The sequence below is a fragment of the Vibrio sp. SCSIO 43086 genome (assembly GCF_051132235.1).
GTDB lineage: Bacteria > Pseudomonadota > Gammaproteobacteria > Enterobacterales > Vibrionaceae > Vibrio > Vibrio diabolicus.
The window spans coordinates 79675-100345 of record NZ_CP072677.1; the positions used below are offsets into that span (position 1 = coordinate 79675).

Consider the following 20671-nt stretch of genomic DNA (forward strand, 5'->3'; position numbering starts at 1 on the left):
TCGGTGCAGATGAGCTTACTCTGGCACAATCCAGTCCACTTTCCAGTGGCCAGTTGCTGGCGCGATCGCGTCTTGCAGGAATGGCAGAATTTCTTTCATCTGGCTTTCCAGTTTCCACGGTGGGTTAATCACAATCATGCCTGATGCCGTCATGCCGCGCTCGTTGGTATCGGGTGCGACACCTAACTCGATTTGCAGAATTTTACGAATACCGAGTGCTTCCAAGCCTTCGATCATATCTTCGATGTCGTGACGGTTTACCACTGGGTACCAAATCGCGTAGATACCGGTTGCCCAACGCTTATGGCTCTGATGAATCGCGCGCACCACATCGCGGTACTCTTTCGCGAGTTCGTATGGTGGGTCAATCAGCACCAAACCACGACGCTCTTGTGGCGGTAAGCTTGCTTTTAGACGCTGGAACCCGTCCTCTTTGAAGATACTCACTTGGCGATCGCGATGGAATTCTTGCTCTAACAACGGGTGATCGGCTGGGTGCAGCTCCGTCAGCACCATGCGATCTTGTGGGCGGATTTGCGCGCGCGCTACACGTGGTGAGCCTGGGTAGTAACGCAGCTTCTCGCCGTTGTTGAGCACTTTGATGGCATCGATGTAGCTTTTGATGTCTTCAGTAATGTTTGGGTTGTCCCAAATACGCGCGATGCCTTGTTTGTATTCGCCCGTTTTTTCAGACCATTCGTGAGTCAGATCGTAACGGCCCACACCCGAGTGGGTATCGTGATAAACGAATGGCTTATCTTTTTGTTTCAGCGCATCAAGAATGAGGCTTTGAACGATGTGTTTGACCACGTCGGCATGGTTGCCGGCGTGGAAGCTGTGGCGGTAACTTAACAAATTAAACTCTCGAAACACTCTTTGGTTGAGTGTGGTCTGTGATTTTCACTCTATGGCGGTATTATACTCAAGTAACTTAAAGATGTAGAACTTCCAATCAAATCCGTTCCTCTAATAGGGGCTCACTATTGAAATTTCTTTAAGTCACCCACACTTACTATTGGTAATCGAATTGAACTAGGTGAGTTTCTCGTGCTCAAAGAGTGTGAAATCTCATTTAGGTATAACAAGACTCAAGGACAGAGTAGCGCTCGTTGACTATATGGTCATCGCAGCATAGAGAAAGGGAACGGAGCTCCCCCAATCCATGTTGCTGGCTCGTCTGTACATTGAGTTGGCCTATCTACACAAAATAGACAGGCAATCACAGAGTCAAAACACAAAAGGAATTATTCATGTCTAATCCTCTTCTGACGTTTACGGACTTACCTCCGTTTTCTCAAATTAAACCAGAACACATCAAGCCTGCTGTTGAACAAGCGATTGCTGACTGCCGAGCGAAAATCGATGAAGTTCTAAAAGATAATGCTCACCCAACTTGGGACAGTGTGATTGCGCCAATTGAAGAAGCGGATGACCGCTTAAGCCGCATTTGGTCGCCAGTGGGTCACATGAACTCCGTGGTGAACAGCGAAGATCTGCGTGAGGCGTACGAAAGTTGTTTGCCAATTTTGTCAGAGTACGGCACTTGGGTTGGTCAGCACAAAGGCCTGTACGAAGCGTACAAAGCGATTAAAGCCAGTGATGCATTCGCAACGCTGACTCGCGCTCAACAAAAAACCATCACCGATGCGTTACGAGACTTTGAGCTATCGGGTATTGGTTTACCATCCGATGAGCAGCACCGTTACGGCGAAATCAGCAAGCGCATGTCTGAGCTCAGCTCTAAATTCTCTAACAATGTACTGGATGCCACCATGGGTTGGACCAAGCACATCACGGATGAGAAAGACCTTGCTGGCATGCCAGAATCGGCGCTGGCAGCAGCGAAAGCCGCGGCAGAAGCAAAAGAGTTAGATGGTTACCTCATTACGCTGGATATCCCATCTTACCTACCTGTCATGACGTACTGCGACAACCAAGAGTTGCGTAAAGAAGTGTACGAAGCGTATGTAACACGCGCCTCTGATCGCGGTCCAAATGCTGGTAAGTGGGACAACTCAGAAATCATTACTGAGCAACTGAGACTGCGTCACGAAATTTCACGCATGTTGGGTTTCAATACTTACAGTGAAAAGTCGTTAGCAACAAAGATGGCTGAAACGCCGGATCAAGTGCTGGGCTTCCTGAATGACCTAGCGACACGAGCGAAACCGCAAGGTGAACGTGAAGTCGAAGAGTTACGTCAGTTTGCGAAAAGTGAGTTTGGTGTTGAAGAGCTGAACGTTTGGGATATCGCTTACTACAGCGAGAAACAAAAGCAGCACCTGTTCCAAATTTCGGATGAAGAACTGCGCCCATACTTCCCAGAATCAAAAGTCGTGAGCGGTCTGTTTGAAGTGCTAAACCGCGTGTTTGGTATGACAGTAAAAGAGCGCGAAGGCGTAGACACTTGGCATGAGTCCGTGCGCTATTTCGATATCTTTGATGCTGAAGGCACACTCCGTGGCAGTTTCTACCTAGATCTCTATGCACGTGAACACAAACGTGGCGGCGCGTGGATGGACGATTGTCGTGGTCGTCGTATTACGCTCTCTGGTGAACTGCAAACGCCGGTGGCGTACCTAACGTGTAACTTCAACCGTCCAGTGGGCGACAAGCCAGCACTGTTCACGCACGATGAAGTTGTGACGCTATTCCATGAGTTTGGTCATGGAATCCACCACATGCTGACGCAAGTAGAAACTGGCGCGGTATCAGGCATTAATGGCGTACCTTGGGATGCGGTTGAATTGCCAAGTCAGTTCCTGGAAAACTGGTGTTGGGAAGAAGACGCACTGGCGTTCATTTCTGGTCACTATGAGACAGGCGAGCCGTTGCCAAAAGCGATGCTAGATAAGATGCTCGCGGCGAAAAACTTCCAGTCGGCGATGGGTATTTTGCGTCAGCTAGAATTCGGTTTGTTCGACTTTACTCTGCACACCGAATACGACCCAGAAGTGGGTGCACGCGTTTTAGAAACGCTGGCGAAAGTGAAAGAGAAAGTTGCGGTGGTTCCAGCTGTTGAGTGGGCGCGCTTCTCGCACAGCTTTGGTCACATCTTCGCTGGTGGTTACAGCGCGGGTTACTACAGCTATCTGTGGGCTGAAGTGCTGTCGTCAGACGCGTATTCTCGCTTTGAAGAAGAAGGTATCTTCAACAAAGAAACGGGTCAAAGCTTCCTGAATAACATCCTAGAAATGGGTGGCAGTGAAGAGCCAATGGAGCTGTTTAAGCGCTTCCGTGGTCGTGAACCACAAATTGATGCGCTATTGCGCCATTCTGGTATTGCAGCGTAAGCGCACGCTGTCTTTCCAAAAATACTAAGGCCAACCATTCGGTTGGCCTTTTTTGTCCATTTTTTATAAAAAATTCACGGATTCACACTGCGGTTAATTGGGTTCTGCAGCGATATTAATGTCTCCGTAGACTGAACCTCATCAATGGCTTGCAGCTTATCAATCAGCACAAATTGCAGTTCTTCAATCGATTTGCACATCAATTTGACGAATATGTTATACGCGCCCGTGGTGTAGTAAGCTTCAACGACTTCGTCGAGCGCGTTGAGTTTTTCTAGCGCGGAATGGTAATCACGAGCTGCGTTTAGGTTAATACCAATGAAGCAGCACACATCGTAGCCGAGCTTTTTGGTATTTACGATCACCTCCGTTCCTTCGATGATGTCAGCCGATTTCATCTTCTCAATACGCACATGGATAGTGGCAGGGCTGACATCGAACTGCTTTGCCATTTCTGCGTAGGGCGTTCTGGCGTCAGCCATCAGTGTTTTTAATATTGCGCGGTCAAGGTCGTCGAGTTTCGGCAGGCTCGCATTCATACTATTATTTCCGTTAGGGATAGAGTTTTACCTCCCTTTTATACTCATAGCGGATAGGATTCACAAGGTTTGGCAGGAGTAACTGCGGGTTAACTCCGAGCTATGGAGATAATGTGCAGCGTTTTCTGGTTATTGTCGCGCTATGTTGGAGCGCGTTTGCCGCGGCCTCAGATCCGAAAGTTTTGGTCGTGCACTCCTATCATCAAGGTTTTTTCTGGACGGATTCCATACAGCGAGGTATCGAGCAGCAATTGGGTGATCGATCGCTGGATATGCGTGTGCTCTATTTAGACTCGAAACGTAACCAGAGTGAGCAGTTTTTCGCTCAGCTTGAATCCTTATATCGTACGAAATTAAGCAAAGAACGATTCGATGCCATTTTAGTGAGTGATAACAACGCGCTTGAACTGATGCAGCGTTTGGCGCCAATCATCAAAGACACCCCGGTTATATTTAACGGCATCAACAATTATCATCCTTCTTTGCACCAATCTCTGAACGCAACAGGAGTAACAGAAGATGTCGACTTGGAGGCAAATTTAGCCCTCATAGAGCGACTACACCCTGATTACACCCAAATTCTTATTGTCAGTGACCATTCCGTAACGGGAGAGGTATTACGCTATCAAATCGACGATTTTGTACATGAACATCCGCAATATCGCGACAAAATTGTGCAAGTTATTCCCGACAGTATCATTGACTTAAAGCAACAAGTGGCGAAGCTGAATAAAGATAAAGTCGTCCTGTTTTGGACTTATTACCGAGATAAACAGGGTGTGGTTGGCAGTGAACGTGACTGGATTGGCGTTAACAGAGCCTCAAATGCGCCGCTGTTTATGGTGCACGACATTGGCTTAGGGCACGGTGCGGTTGGTGGCGTGATCCAGAGTGGTTATCGGCATGGCATTGAGAGCGCTGAGATACTTGAGTTTGTATTGGATAACCCTGACCAATCTCTGCCAGCCGTGAAGAAAAGTGATTCTGAAATCAAGCTCGATTATCAAGCTGTAGTGCGCTGGGGGTTGGGTGCTGAGCAAGAGGTCTCTGCGGTATTTTTTAATAAACCGATGAAGTTTTCTGAGCGTTTTGCCAAAGAAATTCGCTTGTTTGGTAGCCTGTTTGTTGTGATGTCGGTGGTCATTTTGTTGATGGGTTACTATTTACAGCGGATGCGTCGCAGCGAGAGTGCCGCGCGAGAAAGCCAAGCCATCTTAGAATCGATTTTTGATCAGAGCATGCAGTATATGGGCATTTTGGATGCCAACGGTGTACTTAAATCGGGCAACGATCACCTGCAATCTTTGCTGTATCACCAAGGGCTGCGTTTAGACCGACCACTTTGGTTTCATCCCAATTGGAGTGATAAAGCGCAAGCGTTGCTTGAGGCGTATTTCCACGCGCCTCACCATCAAGTGTCGACGTTTGAGGCTGAAATTTGGAGTAAAGAGCACGGTACATTGGTGTTGGAAATTTCACTCAAGCCTTTTTCTCAGCAAGTAGGAAATCAAAAGCAATACTTGTTTGAAGCGCGCGATATCACTAGTCGTAAGTTGATGGAAGATAAGCTCTATCAACGCGAATCAACCCTGCGTAACTATTATGAGCAACAGCCAGTCATGATGGTGACGCTCGACAGCAACAATCGCATTCAAGAAGTGAATCGATTTGCTCAGCTACTCCTAGGCTACAAACCGATGGACATGCTCGGACACCGCCTAAGGGAGTTTTATTTTGATGACAAGGTACTGTTTCCTCGCCAAGTGCTATTGCAACCCAATCAACAGGTGCATGGGGTCTGGCGACGGGAAGTCGAGTATCGCCATGCAAACGGTCATCGTGTTTGGGTACGCGAGAACATTCGTCCACTGAGTGAATCTGATCAGCTATTGATTGTAGGTGAAGATATTACAGAAACCAAACAGCTTTCCGAGAAGTTGGAATATCAAGCGCGCTATGACTTACTGACAGGGACTTATAACCGAAACCACTTTGAGCTAGAGCTCAAGACCGCACTGCGTGAGGTGGACAGCCATCGTCGCGTCCACGCCATGCTGTACCTCGACTTAGATCAGCTAAAAGTCCTCAATGATACGGTTGGGCATGATGCGGGTGACGCGGCGATTCAATTTTGCGCCAGCATGTTAGAGGAAGTGCTGCCATACAATTCCATCTTGGCTCGAATGGGAGGCGATGAGTTTGCGGTACTACTCAAAGATTGCGACGAATACGGCGCGATTAATATCGCTAAACTGATCATCTCGACGTTGAGTGAACATCTCTTTATTTGGGAAGATACACGCTTGTTCATCAGTTGTTCTATTGGTATTCGTATCATCGATCATACGGCAGAGACGCCGCAAATGGTGCACGCTCAAGCGGACTCTGCGTGTCATGCCGCCAAGGAGCAAGGCCGTAACCGCTACAATCTGTTCAGCTTAGATAACGAAGAGCTACAACGTCGCCAGATGGAAATGCAGAGCGTCAATTTGGTGCATGAGGCATTGTCGAATCAGCGTTTAGAGCTATTTGCTCAACCTATCAAAAGCTTACAAAAGCACGATGCTCAGATGTATTTTGAGATTTTAGTGCGCATTCGCAATGGATATGGTGATTATGTTTCTCCTGCATTGTTTATTCCTGCCTCCGAGCGCTACAACATTGCGCATTGGATTGATAAACAGGTCATTACTCAAACGCTAGAATGGTTTGAGCAACGCCCGGAGGTGGTTGAAAAACTCGGTCGTTGTTCGATAAACCTTTCAGGTCAATCTATGGGGAATCAAGAGTTTATCGATTTCTTATTGGAGCGGTTGGAACGTTCGTCCATGCCGTGTGAAAAAATCTGTCTAGAAATCACCGAGACAGCTGCGATGAGTAATCTTGAGCAAGCCATTGAGCTCTTCACCAAGCTCAAAGCGCTGGGTTGCATGATTGCATTGGATGACTTTGGTTCGGGCTTGTCTTCATTTGGTTACTTAAAGAAACTTCCCGTTGATATCGTGAAAATTGATGGTCTTTTCGTGCGAGATATCAACGTAAATGAAATGGACCGTGTGATGGTTCGCTCGATCAATGATCTGGCAAAACAGCTAGGCAAAGTGACGGTGGCGGAGTTTGTCGAAAACGAACAAGTCATGCAGCATTTGATCGATCTTGGTGTGGATTATGGCCAAGGCTACGGTATTGGGCATCCTCAACCGCTTTCTGAGTTAGTTGAGCGACTGACGGCTGAGTAGTCTTGTCATATCAAGCTCAACCTAGCATTGAGAGGTAACTTAGGTATACACTCAGCGCCAGTTACCGCGATTTTTTATTGGAGCCTCCTTTTGCAACTGCAATTGATCTGTGAAGACCCGTCTCAACAACCTCATCTGGATGAACTGGCTGCGCGCTGGCAGCTTTCTCACACTGACGAGAGCGATTTTGCTTTGGTGCTGACCACCGAGCGTTTAGAGCTGCGTAAAGTGGATGAGCCAAAGTTGGGCGCTATTTTTGTCGATTTAATTGGTGGCGCAGTGGGACATCGCCGAAAATTTGGTGGTGGTAAGGGCCAAGCCATCGCAAAAGCTGCAGGTTTGAACAAAGGGGCAACGCCAACCGTTCTAGACGGCACGGCGGGGCTGGGACGTGACGCATTCGTTTTGGCTTCGCTCGGCTGTAAGGTACAGATGGTGGAGCGACACCCGGTAGTCGCAGCGTTGCTGGATGACGGCTTAGCGCGTGCGAAACAAGACCCTGAAATTGGAACTTGGGTATCAGAGCGTATGTCGCTGATCCATGCCTCCAGTCATGATGCATTGGAACAGCTGGCACAAGATGAAGACTTTGTTCAGCCAGATGTAGTGTATCTCGACCCTATGTATCCGCACCCAGAAAACAAGAAGAAATCGGCGCTCGTAAAAAAAGAGATGCGCGTTTTCCAATCGTTGGTTGGCGCCGATTTGGACGCCGATGGTTTGCTAGATCCTGCCATGGCGTTAGCCACAAAACGCGTGGTGGTGAAGCGCCCAGACTATGCAAACTGGCTGAGCGAGCAAAAGCCGACTATGGCGATTGAAACCAAAAAAAATCGCTTTGATGTCTATGTTAAAGCCTCAATGGCATAACTTCCTGACCGCTCAACTTTTCTTGTCACAGTACGGTGTATCGTGCTGTGATCAAGCCTCTCTTTCTGAGTCGTTACTGATAGTTTTCTCTTGCTAATTCTCCTCCCTGACTGTATATCTAACTAAGAATTATTATTATTTCACTTGTTGTGATGCGGTCGATAATTGGGAAGCTGGAGTAGTAGAATGGCTAAACGCTTATGTAAAATGAGTCGTAAACAGATCGCGGCGGAGCTTGGCGACATCCATCGTTTAGTTGTCGCACCAAAGTTTGTTTGTCGCTCTTGCGCACGCTCTTCAGCGGCCAAAGATACCCTGTGTAAACCAGCCGCTATTCCGCCGCAAAAGTGCCAAGACAAGCCATTGAACGAGCAACAATCATGTGGCTTATTGGCTGAAGCGCTGCCAGTGCAACCGAATCCTGTGACAACAAAACAAAGCAACGAAAAAGCAGCGATTGTGAAGCGTGTTGTTGAGCGCGTGAAAGAGAAAAAGCAAGCCGAAAAATCCCTGGAGCCAGTAAGAACCGACGCACCAGTATGGTTTGATTTAGCGGATAAAAAATCGATTAAGAAAGCGAAAAAAGCACTGAAAAAGCATTACAAGCAGCAGAAAAAGTTGTTAAAAGTAGCGAAAAAACAACAAAAGTTACTTAAGCGTCAGCGCAAGCTTGAAGCGCGCAATGCGAAGCTAGAAGTGTTGTTGCCAACGTCGCCTAAGGCGTTGATGAGCGCAAGCTCGCAAGTCAAAGTGCATTAATCTAATCCCAAAAAACGCTCTCCAGTTGGAGAGCGTTTTTTATTGTCGGTATGTGTGTTGGGAGCGGTCGCTTTACTTCTTGGCGTAGCTCATTTCGACGCGCTTTTTCACCCAGGTTTCGTTAATCCATAGCGATAGCATGATGATCGCACCGCCAATGGCGAGTCGCATGACATCAACATCGCGGTTCCAAATCACAATGTTCACAATCAAACCCGCCGGAACCAATGCGTTGTTCATTACTGCCAGTGCACCTGCGTTCACCATGGTTGCGCCTTTATTCCATGCGAAGTAACCAAAACCGGAAGCAATTAAACCAAGGTACGTCAGAATGCCCCATTGCGTTGCGGTGGTGGGTAGTTTGTCGAGGTTGCCCATCAGAGCGAAAGCCACGGTTGCTACACAAAGCGCACCTAAGTAGAAGTAACCAAACACGGTGTGTTGTGGCAAATCAACCGGCTCACTTTCCATGATGTATTTGTAGCCCACCTGACCAATGGCAAAACAGAGGTTTGCTCCTTGTACGACCAAAAAGCCCAGCAGGAAGTCCTCATTAATGCCTGCAAACTTAATCCAGGCTGCGCCAAATACAGCAATCGCCGCGGTAACCAAATACCAAGGTGAAAAGCGACCTTTCAAGAAGTCATAGATCAGCGTGACGTAAATGGGGGTGAATACGGTGAACAGCAATACTTCTGGCACGGAAAGGAGCAAAAAAGATTGGTAGTAGAAGCAGTACATCAGACCAAGCTGAAAGCCACCGACCGTCATCAGTTTCGCGATTAGGGATTTGCTAACGCCGCGGAATTTTAAAAAGGGAATGAAAACCAGACTCGCCAGTGCCACGCGCATGAACACCGAGAACCAAGAATCAACCTGACCAGCGAGGTAAACGCCGATCAGGCTAAATGAGAATGCCCAAAGTAGGGTAACTGCGGATAGATAAGCCATGGATGAGAATCTTTATCAACAACAAATGTGCCCGCAGTCTAACCAAGTTTTAACGTCGCGCCAATCAGTCTTTTAGCGGTACGACCAGCATATCGACTGGAGAGCAGTTAATCAGTTGTCGAGTCGAAGACAGAATCTTGCTCCAGAAATCTTGGTGATGACCACAAACCACCAAGTCTATACTGTAATCTTGAATGGTATCGCACAGCTCATTACTCAAATCGCCACTACCGACCAAAGTATGGGCTATTGGGTATTGCGCATATTCTGCGAAATTCGCCAATTGTGTGCGCGACGCTTCCATTGCTTGATGTTGCGCTTCTGCCATATTGATGTCGATAAGCCCGGTGTAGAGCTCTGCGTAGTTCACGTCGATGTGAATAAAAGAGACTTTCGCATCCAGAGGTTTAGCCAGTGATACGGCTTTTTTAATCAACACTTTACTGTCGTCTGACAGGTCGACTGCCACAAGTATGTGTTTGTAACTCATATTGCTATCTCCTTGTAAGGTCATAGTTTTAGATTAGCACTAACCCCCAAAAAAATTTGCTGAAGTGATCTCATATCAGTGTCGTAGGTACAAAGTCTTGTCTCAGTAATCATGTTATAGTGGCGTTATACCCAAGTGACTTTGAGATGCGGAGTTCAGCGCTCCGTTACTGACTATAGTTCAAGTAAAACCTTGCCTCTGATGTAGAGCAAGTCAATCTCGCGGCGTCGTTTATCTCGAGGTTACTTGGGTATATTGCATGCACATTAATAGGAGTTAACATGCTGTCTCAAACTATGGTCGAACAATTGAATGAGCAAATTAACCTAGAATTTTTCTCATCCAATCTATACTTACAAATGAGTGCTTGGTGTGAAGACAAAGGTTTTGAAGGTGCGGCTGAATTTTTGCGCGCTCACGCCGTAGAAGAAATGGAGCACATGCAACGCCTATTCACCTACGTAAGTGAAACTGGCTCAATGCCAATTTTGGGCGCTATTGATGCACCAAAGCATGATTTTGCAAGCTTAGGTGATGTTTTCCGCGAGACCTTCGAACATGAGCAAATGATCACGGAAAAAATCAATAAATTGGCACATGTTGCATTTACTAGCCAAGACTACTCAACGTTTAACTTCCTACAGTGGTACGTGTCTGAACAGCACGAAGAAGAGAAGTTGTTTAAAGGGATTTTAGATAAGATCGAATTGGTAGGTGAAGATGGTAAAGCATTGTTCTTCATCGACAAAGATCTAGCACAAATGGCGAAAGAAGGTTCATCTTCAATCATGGATGCTCCAGCTGCGTAAACGCGTTTTTTGACGCTATAAGTAGCGAGTAAAGACGAAGCATTGATCGTCTTTTTCTCTTGAGCATTGTTGAAGATGTAGGGAGGAAAAGATGATCAGTGGAGACACAATCTTATTTGCGCTAATGGTGGTAACTGGAGTCAACATGATCCGGTATCTCACCGCTCTTCGTTCTCTAATTTACATCATGCGTGAAGCGCATCCGTTGTTATATCAGCAAGTTGATGGCAATGGCTTTTTTACCACCCATGGAAATGTCACCAAACAGGTGCGTTTGTTCCACTACATCAAAAGTAAAGAATATCACCATCACCACGATGAAATTTTTACTGGTAAGTGCGAAAGGGTGCGTGAGCTATTTGTTTTATCGACCGCTTTACTCGGTGTTACCCTACTCGCGGCCTTCATTCTTTAAAGAATCAATAATCTAGCGAGTTAATCTCCTAGGATTGTACGGGCATGCATAGCGCTTACCGTTTAAGCGCTTTTCCCCTTCGAGATTTGTCGGTAGAATGTCGCGCCTAGAAAGCAAGGATGTGCAATGTGCACATCCTTTTTTATTTCGATTCGATACCAATCAGTCTAAGAGCTACCGATGAGTAAGAAATTTGATGTTGTTGTAATTGGCGCAGGCGCAGCGGGTTTGATGTGTGCTGCAGAAGCCGGCAAGCGAGGCCGCCGTGTTTTGGTGCTCGATCATGCTAAAAAGCCAGGACGTAAAATCCTTATCTCAGGCGGTGGCCGTTGTAATTTCACTAACTACGATGTTTCAGCCAGCAACTACCTATGCCAAAACCCGCATTTCGTTAAGTCTGCGCTTTCCCAATACACTAACTGGGATTTTATCTCGATGGTGTGTAAGCATGGTATTGAATTTGAAGAGCGCGATCACGGTCAGCTGTTTTGTGTCGATGCGTTTACGGCGAAAGACATTGTGAAGATGCTGTTGGCTGAGTGTGGCATGCCGAATATCGAGCAGCGTTACCAATGCGATGTTCACTCAATTGAGAAAATCGATGAAGGCTTTCGTTTGCATGCTGGCACTGAGATTGTTGAGTGTGAGTCTTTAGTTATCGCAACAGGTGGCTTGTCGATGCCAAAACTGGGGGCGACACCATTTGGCTATAAAGTCGCGGAACAATTTGGTCTTCGAGTTATCCCAACTACGGCAGGGCTGGTGCCATTTACGTTGCATAAAGAAGACAAAGAAGATTTTGCTGAGTTATCTGGTATCGCGGTACCTGCGGAAATTACAGCTGAAGATGGCACCATGTTCAAAGAAGCCCTGTTGTTCACACATCGTGGTTTATCTGGCCCAGCCGTTTTACAGATTTCATCATTCTGGCGAGCGGGGCAAAAGGTGTCGATTAATCTGGTGCCAAACGATGATGTTGCCGAGTTATTAGAACGCAGCCGTGAAAAGCATCCGAATCAGTCGCTCAAAAATACGCTCGCTAAAGTGCTACCAAAGCGCTTGGTTGAAGTCTTGATTGAACGTAAAGAGCTGGTCGATAAACCGCTAAAGCAGTTCAATCAAAAGGAGCTTGCGGCGATTGTGGCGCGCTTAGAACATTGGGATATCACCCCGAATGGCACTGAAGGCTACCGAACCGCGGAAGTGACACTAGGCGGTGTGGATACCGATCACTTATCTTCGAAAACCATGGAATGCAAAGACATCAAAGGGCTGTACTTCATTGGCGAAGTGATGGATGTGACTGGCTGGTTAGGGGGCTACAATTTTCAGTGGTGCTGGTCGAGCGGCTTTGTCGCGGGTCAGTGGGTGTAATCAAACGCTACACATCCGCATAAAAGATAAGATAAAAAAGAGCACTGAATTGTATTCCGTGCCCTTTTTATATTCTCATTGTATTCCCACAGCGAGTTACTCGTCTTGATACTTTTCGAGTTTGTTGTAGAGCGTTTTAACGCTAATGCCTAATTCCTGCGCTGATTCCGTTTTATTGCCTTGATTCTCTTCAAGGGTATTGAGAATAGCGGCTTTTTCTAGCTCTTCTAGCGAAACGCCCGCTGGAACAAGGTCTTCGATGCTTGTGCCTGTTTCCAATGGCGGTGTATCGAATATCAGGTGTTCATCTCGGATGGTGTCATCAGCCAAAATAAATGCACGCTCGATCGTGTGTTTGAGCTCACGGACATTACCTGGCCAATCGTGTGCAGCGATTTTTTGGATGGCAGAATCAAGAATGGTTTTGGTTTTAGCCTCATTTGCGTTGCGGTGCGCGATAAAGTGTTTAGCCAGACCGACGATGTCACCGCCTCGATCTCGCAGTGGCGGTATCGTTAATGGGAAGTGCGATAAACGGAAAAACAGATCTTCACGCAGGAACTGCTCTTCAATGGCGACTTTAGGATCACGGTTGGTGGCGGCAATGATGCGAGTGTTGGCGATATGCACCGTATTACTGCCCACTGGGCGATACTCTCCGGTTTCCAACACACGCAATAGCTTCACTTGATGCTCGATAGGCATCTCGGTGATTTCATCTAAAAACAGCGTGCCGCCTTCTGCCTGTTTAAATACACCTTGGTGAGTTTTATTCGCTCCGGTAAAGGCGCCTTTTTCATGGCCAAACAGTTCACTATCGACCAACTCTGGGCTAATCGCACCACAGTTAATCGCGATAAAGGGTTGTTGCTTGCGATCGCTAGCTAAATGAATGGTCTGCGCGACTAACTCTTTACCTGAGCCGCTTTCACCGACAATGAGGACGTTGGCTTCTGTTTTTGCGACGCGTCGGATCATGCGATAGAGCTGATGCATTGGCGATGAGGACCCCACCAAAAGGCCAAACTGGTCGAGATCGCTAGTGGACACTTTACGTCCTTGATCTTGTTTTTGCTGATAGTACTGGCTGACTTCGCTTAGGGTGTCCGTCAAAATGGCAATATCGACGGGTTTTCTGTAGTGAAAAATTGCACCTAAGTTCATTAGCTTATCCAAATTTTCGTTTGGAGCACCAGAGCTAATGATGATCAAGTCCATATCGTAGATGTCTTCGATATTAGAAAGGCGCTGGTAATCTGCGCTAGTAAAGTGGGCGACTTCAACAATCGCAACTTCCGGTTTGAGTTGTAGGAAATCTTCAATCCAACTATCTGCGGCATCGGTATTATGCAGACGAAATTTGTTCAGTTCCTGGCAAGAGGCAATAGCATCTTTAAGTGTCGGGTCTTGTATTCGTAGAAACAGGCTTGGCAACGACATAGAAATGTCCTCTTTACTATGACAGAAACAATGTACGTGGATTATTCTAAGTGCACAAGACAAAATATTGTCAGCAGAGATTTAAGGGTCTGTAGGCTATTTTAATTTTGTTGATCCTCTCTTGGTATATATCAGTAATAATTCTGATAAATATTGCTTCTTTATTCGGGTGTCTCACATTTTAAATAATAATTCTGCGATTAAGTGAAGTCGAAGAAATAATGTCTCATCTTTTATTGGCGTATTATGTAATTGATTGCGAAATTATTAACGATTAAAAATTACATTTCTTCTGTGTAAATAATTCATGCTTATATTTTCTTGTTCGTCTTATTTTTATCTCTTGTTTTTATTATTCCTTTAAAAATAACAAGTTACAAACTTGGCACATGGTTTGCTCCTATGGAAATACAACGTCAATAAAGGAGAATTACCATGAATAACATCGCAGCTAAAATTGTACTTACGTCAGTTCTTGCTACTTCATCTACAGCAGTCTTAGCGAGTGATAAATGGGAAAAAGAATCCATGGACGCTTGGCTAGATGGTAAAGCTGAAACGACGCTGCTGCTAAACAGTAACCTTAACTCTTTTGATATCAACACCGATGTTGAAAATCAGGTAGTTACCCTTTCTGGTTCGGTAAACAATGACCTTGAAAAATCGCTTGCCGAAGAGCTTGTAACAGGTCTTGATGGTGTGAAAGAAGTAAATAACGAATTGTCAGTGGTGAATGAAGGTAAGAAAGAAACCGATTCAGAGGCATTAGCCACACTGACCGACTCTAAAATCACGACTATAGTTAAAACGCGCCTACTGATGGATACCAATGTAAGTGGTACGGACATTGATGTAACGACGGAACGTAAAACGGTAACGTTGGCAGGTAAGGTTAATTCAGATGCGGAGCATGATCTTGCACTTTCAATTGCAAATAATACCAATGATGTAAATAAGGTGATTGATAAGCTAGAAGTGGTTCAATAATAACGAGCCGAGTGACCTAACCCAATTTTATTAGGAGGTAACACTATGGTTCGTTGGATGTTTATTTTTCTGGCTTTGGCACTGGTTTCTGCACTACTAGGTTTTACTGGTATTGCAGGGGCGGCGGCCTCTATCGCGCAAGTGATATTTTACCTATTCCTATTGTCATTAATTGTATCAATAGTGATTGTTCTGCTAGGAAGAAAAAACGTAAATAGATAGGAGATTTCATGCGACTTACGTCATTAATTTACCGTATCGCCGCAGTATTTGGTTTGGTGTTCGCACTGGCTGCTTGTAGTGAAGAAGGGCCAATGGAACAGGCAGGCAAGAAGATAGATGAAGCCGCCGAAGAAACTCAAAATGCGATTGAAGATGAGTGTGAAAATATTAAAGAGAACATGAACGCAGAAGACCAAGATTGTTAGTCGAGTCAGGTCAGCTTTTTGTTCACAGCAATGTAAGAGAAGGGCGGTCAATCACCGCCCTTCCTTTTATCCCAAGTGTTTACAATCAGATGAGGAGTCAAAGATGAAAAACATATTTGATGTACTAAAAGAGAGTCATGAAAAGCAACGCCTTTTACTCGATGCTCTGATGGAAACGTCTGGAGATTCCCCTGCACGCGAAGAGTTTTACCACAATCTGAAGGATGAACTCGAACAGCACGCCGCCGCAGAAGAGCGTTTTTTCTACGCGCCTTTAATCGAGAGCGATAAAACCATCGATCTTACTCGTCATGGCATCGCAGAGCACCACGAGATTGATAAAGTGATTGCACAGCTTGATGCAACCGACATGAGCTCGCCAGCATGGCTCAACCTCATGAAAACTTTGCGTCACAAAGTATTGCACCACCTCGAAGAAGAAGAGCATCGTTTTTTCCAATTGGCCGGTAAGGTGATGACCGATCAGCAGAAAATGAAACTAGCGGATAGCTACGTCGAAGAAATGGCTAGTTAGGTGGAGTATTGGTCCTTTTCGTGCCATTTCGGCACGGGAAGGGGCCCAATCAAAGCGTTTACCAAGCTAATTAGCCTAAACTAGAACCAGCTTATTCTCACTTTCACTAAAAAAGCGCACTCGCTGAAGGCAAGGAGAGCGAATGTTTATCATCAAATATTATATTCTTGGCGCTCTGATCAGTTTATCGGCCGCTATTTATATTCCCCAAATCATGGTTAGCCTGTTGTTCTTGTGGGTATCTCTTTCTTTAGCATTAGTCAGCGTAGCCTACGTTTTCGACATTCCCTCCATTTTTAGAAAAAACCAAGACGGCAAGATTGTCAGGTGGATCCGCTGGGCATTCATCCCCTTTTTACTGGGCGCTAGAGCATATAATGCCTGGGAAAGACGGCGCGATACTGTGCCTCCAATCCAAAAAGTCAGCGATAATTTATACCTCTCCCGTCGGCTATTTCAGAGTGACTTAGATTTTCTCGAATCCAATGACATCTCTTGTATTGTCGATGTCACCGCAGAATTTGCTGGGCTTGAAAGTGCGATGACCGACAAGCAGTTTCATTACCTTTCGATTCCGGTACTTGACCACAAAGCCCCAACGTTGGAGCGCTTGCGTCATGCGATTAACTGGATTGATACGCAAATCTCGTGCTCGCGAGCTGTGGTTGTGCATTGTGCGTTAGGGCGCGGTCGTTCGGTGTTTGTTGTTGCGGCGTATCTACTGAGCAAAGATCCGTCGCTGACGGTTGAGTCTGTGATGAAAAAAATCAATGACGTGCGCAGTACCGCGAGATTGAATAAATTGCAGATCAAAACGTTACGAGCGATAAGTGAAAAAGGCGTACTGGGTCTGGATCAATCCACTTGGATGGTGGTTAACCCTGTTGCAGGTGGTGGCAAATGGGAGGAAAACGAACAGCACTTGATTCGTGAGCTAACCAAAAAATATCGTTTGAGTATTCATCAAACGACGACAGACCTCAGCGCCGAGCAGCTAACACAACAGGCAAAAGAAAGTGGGGCTAAGCAAATTATCGTAGCGGGTGGCGATGGCACAGTGACGGAAGTGGCGAGCCAGCTGGTAGGTACTGATATCAAACTCGGTATTGTTCCGCTCGGGACCGCCAATGCGTTATGTCATGTGCTCTATGGAGTTGGCGCAAAATTCTCACCAGTCGAAAAAGCGTGTGAAGCATTGCTAGCAGGTCACTGTCAACGTATTGATACGGCGGAGTGTAATCAGAGGCTTATATTGTTAGTCCTAGGTATTGGCCTAGAGCAGAAAATGATCGAGCATGCGCAGCGAGAAGAGAAAAACACCTTTGGACAATTGGCCTACTTAACGGGCTTTTTTAACGCGGTGGTGGCGGAAGAGACGCAGACGTTGACTGTTGCGATGGATGCGCCATTTGAAGATGAAAACCGCGAAAATGGATCACAAACGCTAGAAGTTCATAGCTTTGTCGTTGCGAACATCGCTCCTTTTAGTACGTTGCTCGCGCAAGGTGGTGGTGCTCCGCAGCCTGACGATGGCAAGCTGCATATCACGTATTTAGATAACACCGAATCTTTAGGCGGACGCCTCATCGCATTGTCTGATCTGACATTAACCAGCGTAGGTGCGCAGGAGGAATCGACTCATTTTCAATACGCGACGGCTCAGAATGTCACTATTTCTGCGAACAAACCGATTGAGTATGTGATTGATGGTGAGCTTTATTCTGATGAGCAATTAGCGATCAAGCTTCGTCCAAAATCGTTGAACGTATTTGTCCCAAGCGGGAGAAGTAAATCGGCTTAGCTTTAAAACAGATAAGCAGTGGATAATGCGCCATTTGCCAGTGCTTTATAGCGTGCCTTTGTTTACCGGTTTAGTCGTAGTTTTGAAGGAACCAATAAGGTCGCTGCGTAGGTGCAGCGGCTTTTTTTATATCGGTATTTTTTGTATCTGAGAGAGCGTCTATTTATCGTTCTCGAAGTGAAAGGAAGAAGGGGGTGAGTATGACTACTCACCCTGGGGTAAGTGCTTTTCAATTTCATCGTTTTCGACTTGTAAAGCAGCTAACCAGTAAGAAACAAGCGCCGTTAAGTTGGTGTCGTCAATGGCTCTGAGTAGCGCTTTTAAATCATCTAACAACAACTTGTTCATGAAATGCATTTCTTTGTAATTACCTAATTCGGCAACGCCGTATTCGGTGGCATTTTCTGCAATGAATTGTTCACCATCTTGGTCGAAGAACAACTTCGCCATCTTTTTGATCATCACTTTTTCTATTTTAACGAATCGATACGCCGCTCTTGCGAGTGTCATATGCGATTGCGGATTAACGAGAGGCAAACACGTTTGGCGATGGTGTGTCATTTTTACGAGTAGCTCCCTTACTCGATTATTATCCAATGTCATACTGACCTCTTTATTTATGACTACCGTGTTGATTACTCGGTTTAGTGTTTTCTAGTTTTGGTTGTATTGAGGTGCCAGTGGTCTTATCAGAAATGGCCAAAACGGGTTGGCCATTTTCTCTGCCAGCGCTTGATTGCAAAGGCGACCACTAAGGATCAGCTGATAAGGCTGATGCTGCTGAGCTTTTCTTTACAGCTTTTGATATCACTGCGAACTTTCAGTAGAACCGAATTATCCGCTTGCTCTGGGTGGCTAGTAATTAGGTTTTCGATCTCTTTGAGCACCTTGCTTTCAACACCTTCGAGCTGTTCCAAATACATGGACTCTTTGTCAGAAGACACCTCCTTCATCACATCGCTGTATACCTCACGCGCTTTAATGGTGTAGGAAACCGGAGTGTCGTCGGCAGAGTCTTCCTGGTTATTTGTCAATGTGTAGGGAGTAAGCTCAAGCACCGCTCGCTCACGTACTCTAAGCAGTTCTACCAACACATTATTCAAAGAAGTGTTGTCAATGTTCTCAATGGCCTTGTTGTAAATGTCATTTCCGCTCTCGATAAGCTCAATGATTGAGGCGATATTTTCATTTTTCATATCTCACTCCTGATTTGGTTGGTGATGGGAGTGTTTGTACGTATGGGGAACAAACACAGATGTTTCATCTTTAGTTGCAGGTTGTATGCCAATGAATGTTATTTTTCTATTAATCAATTGGTTATGAGTTTATTGCGCAAGAATTGGAGGGTTGCAGACAAGGCGCTAAGAAAAAATTACAAGAATGCTGGGGAAGTCTGGAAAGAATTACACGTACAGATAAGGGTTTGTCGTGAAACAAAATAAAAATCAAATAAAAACAAATGTTTATAATTTTGGCACGGATATGGCTTTGTAGTGAGTAAGTGAGTTCAAAAGTTGTTTCACTTGATTTACTACTCAACTCATCAACGGAGGCTAGTTATGGCTACAACAAAAGAAAGCACAGTAAAACCTCAAGAGCAGTTAGAAGAAGCATATCACTTGGCGGAGCAAGCCACGACGGAAGCCGTCGGCGCAATGAAAGACCAAGCTAAAGAGAAATTTGATGTGGGCGCGGAACACGTTCAGCAGGCGACCAAGTCGGCAGAGAACGTTATCAAGGAGCGTCCATTGCTGAGCATTGGTTGTGCCTTCCTTGCGGGTTGGGCGGTTTCGAAGCTGATCAAATAATCACGGTCCAACGGATTAAGCCACATAACAGAAGGCGAGGGTTCCAATGAATAATTCCGGACAAGTCACCAACCAGCAACCGGGCTCGGCCGCAGCAGACAGCGGTCGAGCCCCAAGTGGGGCAGAAGAGCAGGATATCCAACAAACCATCAATGGTTTGAGCAGTATTCTTTCACAACTGGACCAATTGACTCAATCGCTGAAAGCGTGGTCGGGTTCAACGTTGGATTTGTTCCTCTTGGAGGTGAAAATTAATGCGTCCGCAGCGCGACAGATTTTGCTGTGCACCATTGTTTTTACCTTATTGTCGGTATTGTTCGTGTTCAGTTTGTGCCTTGCCTCTGGTGTGGTAGCTTATCAGCTGACCGCTAACGTGTATGTTGCAGTGGGCGTATTTATTGCGTCCTTAGGTTTAGCATTACTGTCTTTAGCTTGGTGGCAGAAGCGTTTAGTTGGTTTCCTTGGATTCAAAAATACGACAGAACAGTTGCAGGAGGGGTGGGATGCGCTCGCTACAAAAGCTCAATCGAGCCATTCGAATCAAGCGGATGGAAGGTAAAGCATCTTTAGAGCAATGCTGCTTATCGATGGAAATGTTCACGTTTACCACTAAGAAGTTTGTGAAAGAAAATCCTTGGACGACGCTAGGTATTAGTGCTGTCGTTGCCGTTACCGCTGCCAAAGCGGGTCGATTGTCTCGACTGACTTCCTCTATCTCTTCCATGGGGCTATTGGCGAGTAGTGTCTCCGAACTAACGGATTCGCTTGCCAAGCCAGTTATGGCAGCGTCTTCTAACCAGTCGGGCGTAGAACAAGAGCGAAATGCTGAACCACAAGCAAGCAATACTGCTTCGACAGAAGAGACCGCGACAGAAACAGAAGTCGAGCAACCCCAATAACGGCTTTCGCCGATAATTATTCCTACCGACCTTG

Annotated in this window: 22 protein-coding genes; 15 read left to right on the plus strand and 7 right to left on the minus strand. The window is 45.9% G+C overall.

The window, feature by feature from the left end; translation table 11 throughout:
* Window positions 1–15 precede the first annotated feature (15 nt).
* Complete coding sequence (locus tag J8Z23_RS00350) at window positions 16–855, minus strand: 23S rRNA (adenine(2030)-N(6))-methyltransferase RlmJ (protein WP_243326896.1); 840 nt, start codon at window positions 853–855, stop codon at window positions 16–18.
* Window positions 856–1250: 395 nt separating this feature from the next.
* Between J8Z23_RS00350 and prlC the strand changes: the two genes are divergently transcribed.
* Entirely contained in the window at window positions 1251–3293 is a 2043-nt protein-coding gene (gene prlC, locus J8Z23_RS00355; RefSeq protein WP_256955800.1) for an oligopeptidase A, read from the plus strand.
* Window positions 3294–3367: 74 nt separating this feature from the next.
* Here the strand turns inward: prlC and asnC are convergent, their stop codons facing one another.
* On the minus strand, window positions 3368–3832 hold the full coding sequence (gene asnC / locus J8Z23_RS00360; RefSeq protein ID WP_005394393.1) for a transcriptional regulator AsnC: 465 nt from the start codon (window positions 3830–3832) through the stop codon (window positions 3368–3370).
* Window positions 3833–3945: 113 nt separating this feature from the next.
* Between asnC and J8Z23_RS00365 the strand changes: the two genes are divergently transcribed.
* The 3 genes from J8Z23_RS00365 (at window position 3946) to J8Z23_RS00375 (ending at window position 8700) form a co-directional block, all read left to right on the plus strand.
* Window positions 3946–7071 (plus strand): EAL domain-containing protein, encoded by a 3126-nt coding sequence (locus tag J8Z23_RS00365; RefSeq protein ID WP_176318911.1) that lies wholly within the window; start codon window positions 3946–3948, stop codon window positions 7069–7071.
* A gap of 90 nt (window positions 7072–7161) precedes the next feature.
* Window positions 7162–7941, plus strand: a complete 780-nt coding sequence (locus J8Z23_RS00370; protein WP_434634400.1) for a class I SAM-dependent methyltransferase — start codon at window positions 7162–7164, stop codon at window positions 7939–7941.
* Window positions 7942–8127: 186 nt separating this feature from the next.
* Window positions 8128–8700 (plus strand): hypothetical protein, encoded by a 573-nt coding sequence (locus J8Z23_RS00375; RefSeq protein WP_434634403.1) that lies wholly within the window; start codon window positions 8128–8130, stop codon window positions 8698–8700.
* Between the two features lie 72 nt (window positions 8701–8772).
* Here the strand turns inward: J8Z23_RS00375 and J8Z23_RS00380 are convergent, their stop codons facing one another.
* Together J8Z23_RS00380 and uspA are read right to left on the minus strand one after the other, a co-directional pair.
* Complete coding sequence (locus tag J8Z23_RS00380) at window positions 8773–9651, minus strand: carboxylate/amino acid/amine transporter (RefSeq protein ID WP_006741764.1); 879 nt, start codon at window positions 9649–9651, stop codon at window positions 8773–8775.
* Window positions 9652–9715: 64 nt separating this feature from the next.
* Window positions 9716–10141: a universal stress protein UspA gene (uspA, locus tag J8Z23_RS00385; protein WP_005379165.1), complete on the minus strand. Its 426-nt coding sequence runs from the start codon at window positions 10139–10141 to the stop codon at window positions 9716–9718.
* Window positions 10142–10422: 281 nt separating this feature from the next.
* Between uspA and ftnA the strand changes: the two genes are divergently transcribed.
* The 3 genes from ftnA (at window position 10423) to J8Z23_RS00400 (ending at window position 12739) form a co-directional block, all read left to right on the plus strand.
* Window positions 10423–10950 (plus strand): non-heme ferritin, encoded by a 528-nt coding sequence (gene ftnA, locus J8Z23_RS00390; RefSeq protein WP_005379167.1) that lies wholly within the window; start codon window positions 10423–10425, stop codon window positions 10948–10950.
* A 91-nt stretch (window positions 10951–11041) separates the two neighbouring features.
* Entirely contained in the window at window positions 11042–11365 is a 324-nt protein-coding gene (uspB, locus tag J8Z23_RS00395; RefSeq protein WP_005394407.1) for a universal stress protein UspB, read from the plus strand.
* 180 nt (window positions 11366–11545) lie between these two features.
* Window positions 11546–12739, plus strand: a complete 1194-nt coding sequence (locus tag J8Z23_RS00400; RefSeq protein WP_434634408.1) for an NAD(P)/FAD-dependent oxidoreductase — start codon at window positions 11546–11548, stop codon at window positions 12737–12739.
* A gap of 96 nt (window positions 12740–12835) precedes the next feature.
* Here the strand turns inward: J8Z23_RS00400 and J8Z23_RS00405 are convergent, their stop codons facing one another.
* Entirely contained in the window at window positions 12836–14179 is a 1344-nt protein-coding gene (locus J8Z23_RS00405) for a sigma-54 interaction domain-containing protein (protein ID WP_047009371.1), read from the minus strand.
* Between the two features lie 435 nt (window positions 14180–14614).
* Here J8Z23_RS00405 and J8Z23_RS00410 point away from each other — a divergent pair, with 435 nt between their 5' ends.
* The 5 genes from J8Z23_RS00410 to J8Z23_RS00430 all read left to right on the plus strand — a co-directional run bounded on the left by J8Z23_RS00410 (window position 14615) and on the right by J8Z23_RS00430 (window position 17930).
* A complete protein-coding gene (locus J8Z23_RS00410; protein WP_047009372.1) occupies window positions 14615–15166 on the plus strand; it encodes a BON domain-containing protein in 552 nt (183 codons plus the stop codon).
* 45 nt (window positions 15167–15211) lie between these two features.
* A complete protein-coding gene (locus J8Z23_RS00415) occupies window positions 15212–15388 on the plus strand; it encodes a DUF1328 family protein (RefSeq protein ID WP_012841233.1) in 177 nt (58 codons plus the stop codon).
* 8 nt (window positions 15389–15396) lie between these two features.
* Window positions 15397–15594, plus strand: coding sequence for a hypothetical protein (locus tag J8Z23_RS00420; RefSeq protein WP_301569029.1), 198 nt, complete (start codon window positions 15397–15399; stop codon window positions 15592–15594).
* A 103-nt stretch (window positions 15595–15697) separates the two neighbouring features.
* A complete protein-coding gene (locus J8Z23_RS00425) occupies window positions 15698–16129 on the plus strand; it encodes a hemerythrin domain-containing protein (protein WP_203346755.1) in 432 nt (143 codons plus the stop codon).
* 142 nt (window positions 16130–16271) lie between these two features.
* Window positions 16272–17930 carry a diacylglycerol kinase family protein gene (locus J8Z23_RS00430; protein WP_301569033.1) on the plus strand — a complete coding sequence of 553 codons (1659 nt, stop codon included), beginning with the start codon at window positions 16272–16274 and terminating at the stop codon, window positions 17928–17930.
* A gap of 204 nt (window positions 17931–18134) precedes the next feature.
* Here J8Z23_RS00430 and J8Z23_RS00435 read toward each other — a convergent pair whose 3' ends face one another.
* Together J8Z23_RS00435 and J8Z23_RS00440 are read right to left on the minus strand one after the other, a co-directional pair.
* Complete coding sequence (locus J8Z23_RS00435; protein ID WP_005379193.1) at window positions 18135–18533, minus strand: hypothetical protein; 399 nt, start codon at window positions 18531–18533, stop codon at window positions 18135–18137.
* Window positions 18534–18688: 155 nt separating this feature from the next.
* A complete protein-coding gene (locus tag J8Z23_RS00440) occupies window positions 18689–19126 on the minus strand; it encodes a PA2169 family four-helix-bundle protein (RefSeq protein ID WP_301569040.1) in 438 nt (145 codons plus the stop codon).
* Window positions 19127–19489: 363 nt separating this feature from the next.
* On the opposite strand from J8Z23_RS00440, the gene J8Z23_RS00445 reads away from it, so the two are divergent.
* From J8Z23_RS00445 to J8Z23_RS00455, 3 genes are read left to right on the plus strand one after another with little or no spacing between them, the layout of a single operon-like run.
* On the plus strand, window positions 19490–19738 hold the full coding sequence (locus J8Z23_RS00445) for a hypothetical protein (RefSeq protein ID WP_005394426.1): 249 nt from the start codon (window positions 19490–19492) through the stop codon (window positions 19736–19738).
* Between the two features lie 46 nt (window positions 19739–19784).
* Window positions 19785–20297: a hypothetical protein gene (locus tag J8Z23_RS00450; protein ID WP_301569043.1), complete on the plus strand. Its 513-nt coding sequence runs from the start codon at window positions 19785–19787 to the stop codon at window positions 20295–20297.
* Window positions 20242–20637, plus strand: a complete 396-nt coding sequence (locus J8Z23_RS00455; protein WP_301659430.1) for a hypothetical protein — start codon at window positions 20242–20244, stop codon at window positions 20635–20637. Before J8Z23_RS00450 ends, J8Z23_RS00455 begins: the two co-directional genes overlap by 56 nt.
* Window positions 20638–20671: the final 34 nt, after the last annotated feature.

What these genes read in the sequence shown, in the direction of transcription:
- prlC (WP_256955800.1), top strand. Translation starts at nt 1,251, where the DNA reads ATGTCTAATCCTCTTCTGACGTTTACGGACTTACCTCCGTTTTCTCAA.
- asnC (WP_005394393.1), bottom strand. Translation starts at nt 3,832, where the DNA reads ATGAATGCGAGCCTGCCGAAACTCGACGACCTTGACCGCGCAATATTA.
- J8Z23_RS00375 (WP_434634403.1), top strand. Translation starts at nt 8,128, where the DNA reads ATGGCTAAACGCTTATGTAAAATGAGTCGTAAACAGATCGCGGCGGAG.
- J8Z23_RS00380 (WP_006741764.1), bottom strand. Translation starts at nt 9,651, where the DNA reads ATGGCTTATCTATCCGCAGTTACCCTACTTTGGGCATTCTCATTTAGC.
- uspA (WP_005379165.1), bottom strand. Translation starts at nt 10,141, where the DNA reads ATGAGTTACAAACACATACTTGTGGCAGTCGACCTGTCAGACGACAGT.
- ftnA (WP_005379167.1), top strand. Translation starts at nt 10,423, where the DNA reads ATGCTGTCTCAAACTATGGTCGAACAATTGAATGAGCAAATTAACCTA.
- uspB (WP_005394407.1), top strand. Translation starts at nt 11,042, where the DNA reads ATGATCAGTGGAGACACAATCTTATTTGCGCTAATGGTGGTAACTGGA.
- J8Z23_RS00400 (WP_434634408.1), top strand. Translation starts at nt 11,546, where the DNA reads ATGAGTAAGAAATTTGATGTTGTTGTAATTGGCGCAGGCGCAGCGGGT.
- J8Z23_RS00405 (WP_047009371.1), bottom strand. Translation starts at nt 14,179, where the DNA reads ATGTCGTTGCCAAGCCTGTTTCTACGAATACAAGACCCGACACTTAAA.
- J8Z23_RS00410 (WP_047009372.1), top strand. Translation starts at nt 14,615, where the DNA reads ATGAATAACATCGCAGCTAAAATTGTACTTACGTCAGTTCTTGCTACT.
- J8Z23_RS00415 (WP_012841233.1), top strand. Translation starts at nt 15,212, where the DNA reads ATGGTTCGTTGGATGTTTATTTTTCTGGCTTTGGCACTGGTTTCTGCA.
- J8Z23_RS00420 (WP_301569029.1), top strand. Translation starts at nt 15,397, where the DNA reads ATGCGACTTACGTCATTAATTTACCGTATCGCCGCAGTATTTGGTTTG.
- J8Z23_RS00425 (WP_203346755.1), top strand. Translation starts at nt 15,698, where the DNA reads ATGAAAAACATATTTGATGTACTAAAAGAGAGTCATGAAAAGCAACGC.
- J8Z23_RS00430 (WP_301569033.1), top strand. Translation starts at nt 16,272, where the DNA reads ATGTTTATCATCAAATATTATATTCTTGGCGCTCTGATCAGTTTATCG.
- J8Z23_RS00435 (WP_005379193.1), bottom strand. Translation starts at nt 18,533, where the DNA reads ATGACATTGGATAATAATCGAGTAAGGGAGCTACTCGTAAAAATGACA.
- J8Z23_RS00440 (WP_301569040.1), bottom strand. Translation starts at nt 19,126, where the DNA reads ATGAAAAATGAAAATATCGCCTCAATCATTGAGCTTATCGAGAGCGGA.
- J8Z23_RS00445 (WP_005394426.1), top strand. Translation starts at nt 19,490, where the DNA reads ATGGCTACAACAAAAGAAAGCACAGTAAAACCTCAAGAGCAGTTAGAA.
- J8Z23_RS00450 (WP_301569043.1), top strand. Translation starts at nt 19,785, where the DNA reads ATGAATAATTCCGGACAAGTCACCAACCAGCAACCGGGCTCGGCCGCA.
- J8Z23_RS00455 (WP_301659430.1), top strand. Translation starts at nt 20,242, where the DNA reads ATGCGCTCGCTACAAAAGCTCAATCGAGCCATTCGAATCAAGCGGATG.